The organism is Streptomyces sp. YS-3 (assembly GCF_045257485.1).
Taxonomy (GTDB): domain Bacteria; phylum Actinomycetota; class Actinomycetes; order Streptomycetales; family Streptomycetaceae; genus Streptomyces.
In genome coordinates this window covers 1-3,276 of the sequence record NZ_JBJHPC010000709.1, presented here as the reverse complement: position 1 = coordinate 3,276, position 3,276 = coordinate 1, and the positions used below count along the sequence as shown (strand labels likewise).

Annotated in this window: 5 protein-coding genes; 2 read left to right on the top strand and 3 right to left on the bottom strand. The window is 75.0% G+C overall.

Annotated features, from left to right (window positions below; translation table 11 throughout):
* On the bottom strand, positions 1-779 hold a 779-nt coding region (locus ACJA3G_RS33660; RefSeq protein WP_406556827.1), incomplete at its 3' end, for a BTAD domain-containing putative transcriptional regulator.
* 127 nt (positions 780-906) lie between these two features.
* On the opposite strand from ACJA3G_RS33660, the gene ACJA3G_RS33655 reads away from it, so the two are divergent.
* Positions 907-1,707, top strand: a complete 801-nt coding sequence (locus ACJA3G_RS33655) for a site-2 protease family protein (RefSeq protein ID WP_406556826.1) — start codon at positions 907-909, stop codon at positions 1,705-1,707.
* Here the strand turns inward: ACJA3G_RS33655 and ACJA3G_RS33650 are convergent.
* Complete coding sequence (locus ACJA3G_RS33650; RefSeq protein WP_406556825.1) at positions 1,697-1,888, bottom strand: hypothetical protein; 192 nt, start codon at positions 1,886-1,888, stop codon at positions 1,697-1,699. The two genes, ACJA3G_RS33655 and ACJA3G_RS33650, sit on opposite strands and share 11 nt — an antisense overlap.
* A gap of 65 nt (positions 1,889-1,953) precedes the next feature.
* Positions 1,954-2,667, bottom strand: coding sequence for an NADPH-dependent F420 reductase (gene npdG / locus ACJA3G_RS33645; RefSeq protein WP_406556824.1), 714 nt, complete (start codon positions 2,665-2,667; stop codon positions 1,954-1,956).
* A gap of 99 nt (positions 2,668-2,766) precedes the next feature.
* Here npdG and ACJA3G_RS33640 point away from each other — a divergent pair.
* The coding region (locus ACJA3G_RS33640; RefSeq protein WP_406556823.1) for a hypothetical protein at positions 2,767-3,276 on the top strand (510 nt) is incomplete at its 3' end.

Below are 3,276 nucleotides of genomic sequence, written 5' to 3'. Positions count from 1 at the left end.
GCCGGGGCCACGTCCGGGGTGGTGTGCAGCAACGCGCCGTGCAGCGCCCGCAGTTCGGGGCCGGGGTCGGCGCCGAGGCGGTCGGCGAGGGTGCGGCGGACCTCCTCGTACGCGGCTAGCGCCTCGGCCGTGCGGCCCGCCGCGCGCAGGGCGCGGATGCGCAGGGTGTGCAGCGGCTCGTCGAGGGGGTGGGCGGCGCAGAGCGCGGCCAGCTCGGGCAGCACCTCCTCGGCCCGGCCCAGGGCGAGGGCCGCGGCGAGGCGGGCGCGCCGGGCGTCCAGCCGGCGGGCCTCCCAGCGGGCGGCCTCGGCGGTCCGGTCGGGCAGGTCGGCGAGGACCGGGCCGGTCCACAGGGCCAGCGCGTCCTCCAGCCGGGACAGGGCCTTCGCCGGGTCGCCCTGCTCCAGGGCGCGGGCACCCTCCGCGGCGAGCCGCTCGAACCGGTACAGGTCGATGTCGTCCGGCTCGGCGTCGAGCCGGTAGCCGCCGCCCTCCACCGAGGCGACCGCGCCGGGCCCGGCCGCCCTGCGCAGCCGGCCCACCAGCGCCTGGAGCGCGCCGGCCGCGTCGGCGGGCGGCTCCCCGTTCCACACCTCGTCGACGAGGTGGCCGACCGGGACCGTACGGCCGGGGCGCAGGGCGAGCACGGTCAGCAGGGCGCGCAGACGCGCCCCGCCGACGGCGACCGCCGTGCCTTCGGGGTTGAGCAGCTGGGTGGTGCCGATGATCCGGTAGCGCACCGACCCATTGTCCGTGACGTACGCCTCGTCCGTGCCCATGCCGGCCAACTCCCGGCCGACCGACGGTGACCAGGGGCGGAACTCCTGCGGGATGGCCGGACGTTCCCGGGGTATCACCTGTACGGTCGGGGCCGTCCGACCGCACTCCACCCCGGGAGCCCCACCCATGGCCACCGCCACCTCGCGCCGCGGCGACCGGCGCATCAGCCCGGTCTTCCTGGGGATCGCCGCCGTCACGGCGGTCGCCGGATGGGCGGTGTGGACGGGCTTCTCGACCGCGCCGGGCTTCGCCGTCTTCCTCTTCGTGACGGGCGCCTGGGTCGTCTCCCTGTGCCTGCACGAGTACGCGCACGCCCGCACCGCCCTGCACGGCGGGGACATCACGGTGGGCGCCAAGGGCTATCTGACGCTCAACCCGCTGAAGTACACGCACGCGATGCTGTCGATCGTGCTGCCGGTCATCTTCGTGATCATGGGCGGCATCGGTCTGCCGGGCGGCGCCGTCTTCATCGAGCACGGCCGGATCCGGGGCCGCTGGAAGCACAGCCTGATCGCGGCGGCGGGCCCGCTCACCAATGTGCTCTTCGCCGTCGTCTGCACGGCGCCGTTCTGGCTGCACGCGCTGGACGGCGTGCCCGCCGAGTTCCGCTACGCGCTGGCGTTCCTGGCGCTGCTCCAGGTGACGGCGGCGATCCTGAACTTCCTGCCCGTCCCCGGCCTGGACGGGTACGGGGTGATCGAGCCGTGGCTGTCGCACGGGGTGCGCCGCCAGATCGAGCCGTTCGCGCCCTTCGGGCTGCTCGCGGTCTTCGCGTTCCTGTGGGTGCCGTCGGTCAACAACGTGTTCTTCGACGCCATCCACGCGGTGCTGCGCGGGCTCGGCGTCAGCGAGTTCGACACCTACTGGGGCCAGCGCCTCTACCGCTTCTGGCAGGGCACGCCGCAGGTCCCCTCGCTCATCCGCTGACGGCCGCCGAGCGCCGCGCGTCGGCCTTCGCCTTGCGCAGGTAGTACCAGGCCATGTTCGAGGAGAGCCCGGCCAGCAGGATCCAGACGACACCGGTCCAGTTGCCCTGGACGAAGGAGACCACGGCGGCGGCGACCGCGAGGACGCAGACGACGAGGGCGTACAGAGCGAGGCGGGGCATGGGGTCGGCTCCTGTCCGGGTACGGCGCTGATGCCCGTCCAGTGTCCCCCATGCCCCGGCCGGGCCTACACGTCGGTCACCCGCAGCCCGGCGTGCGCCTTGTAGCGGCGGTTGACGGAGATCAGGTTGGCCACAAGCGACTCCACCTGGTGGGCGCCCCGCAGCCGCCCCGCGAAGACGCCCCGCATCCCCGGGATACGGGCGGCCAGCGCCTGCACCAGGTCGGTGTCGGCACGGCTCTCGCCGAGCACCATCACATCGGTGTCGATCTCCTCGACCGAGGTGTCCTGGAGCAGCACGGCCGACAGGTGGTGGAAGGCGGCGGTGACCCGCGAGTCCGGCAGCAGCGCGGCGGCCTGCTCGGCGGCGCTGCCCTCCTCCGGCTTCAGGGCGTACGCGCCCTTCTTGTCGAAGCCGAGCGGGTTGACGCAGTCGACGACGAGCTTGCCGGCCAGCTCCTCGCGCAGCGCCTCCAGGGTCTTGGCGTGCCCGTCCCACGGCACGGCGACGATCACGATGTCGCTGCGGCGCGCGCACTCGGCGTTGTCCGCGCCCTCGACACCGAGACCGAGCTCGTCGGCGGCGGACCGCGCCCGCTCGGCGGCCCGCGAGCCGATGATCACCTTCTGGCCCGCCCGGGCCAGCCGGTAGGCGAGCCCCCGGCCCTGGTCGCCGGTGCCACCGAGGACGCCGACGACCAGGCCGGAGACGTCGGGCAGGTCCCAGGGGTCCTTGGCGGCGGGCTTCGGGGTGTTCTCGGCGCTCTCAGTGGAAGTCATGGCCCGACCTTACGTCGCGTGCCCCGGGCCATCGCCCGCCCGGGTGAGGAGTGACGGATGCCGCCCGCCGGGGCGTGCGGTGCGGCAGGATGCCGGGGCATGGATGCCGTACGCGTCGCACTGTTGCGGGAAGTCCTCGCGGGGACGGAGTGGCTGCGCGGGACCCGCCGGTTCGCGGGGGTGCTGCGGGGGTCGGTGGTGCCGAACGGCGGCGGGCTGCTGCTCGTCGGCACCGAGGCGTACGAGCCGTGGCACCTGGCGGCGCACCTGACCGACGAGGCCGCGTGGTCGGGGGTCCCCGAGCTCACCCCCACGCTGGTACGCCACCGGGTCGAGCCGGGCCGGGGGCCGCACCTGTCCGTCGGGCTGGGGCGCCTGGAGGCCGCCGGGCGGGGCGAGACGCTCCTCCTGGTGGCCCCGGAACGGCCGGACGGCGGCCTCCTGGAGCGGGTCCACGACGCCCGGCGGGCCGGGGCGCGGGTGCTGGCACTGGACGGGGGCGACGCGGAGGTGCGGGGCCTGGTGCACGAGTCTTTGACGGTGCCGCCGGGGGCGGAGGTGGACCTGGACACGGTGCAGCATCTGGTGAGCGCGGCGGCGGGGGAGAAC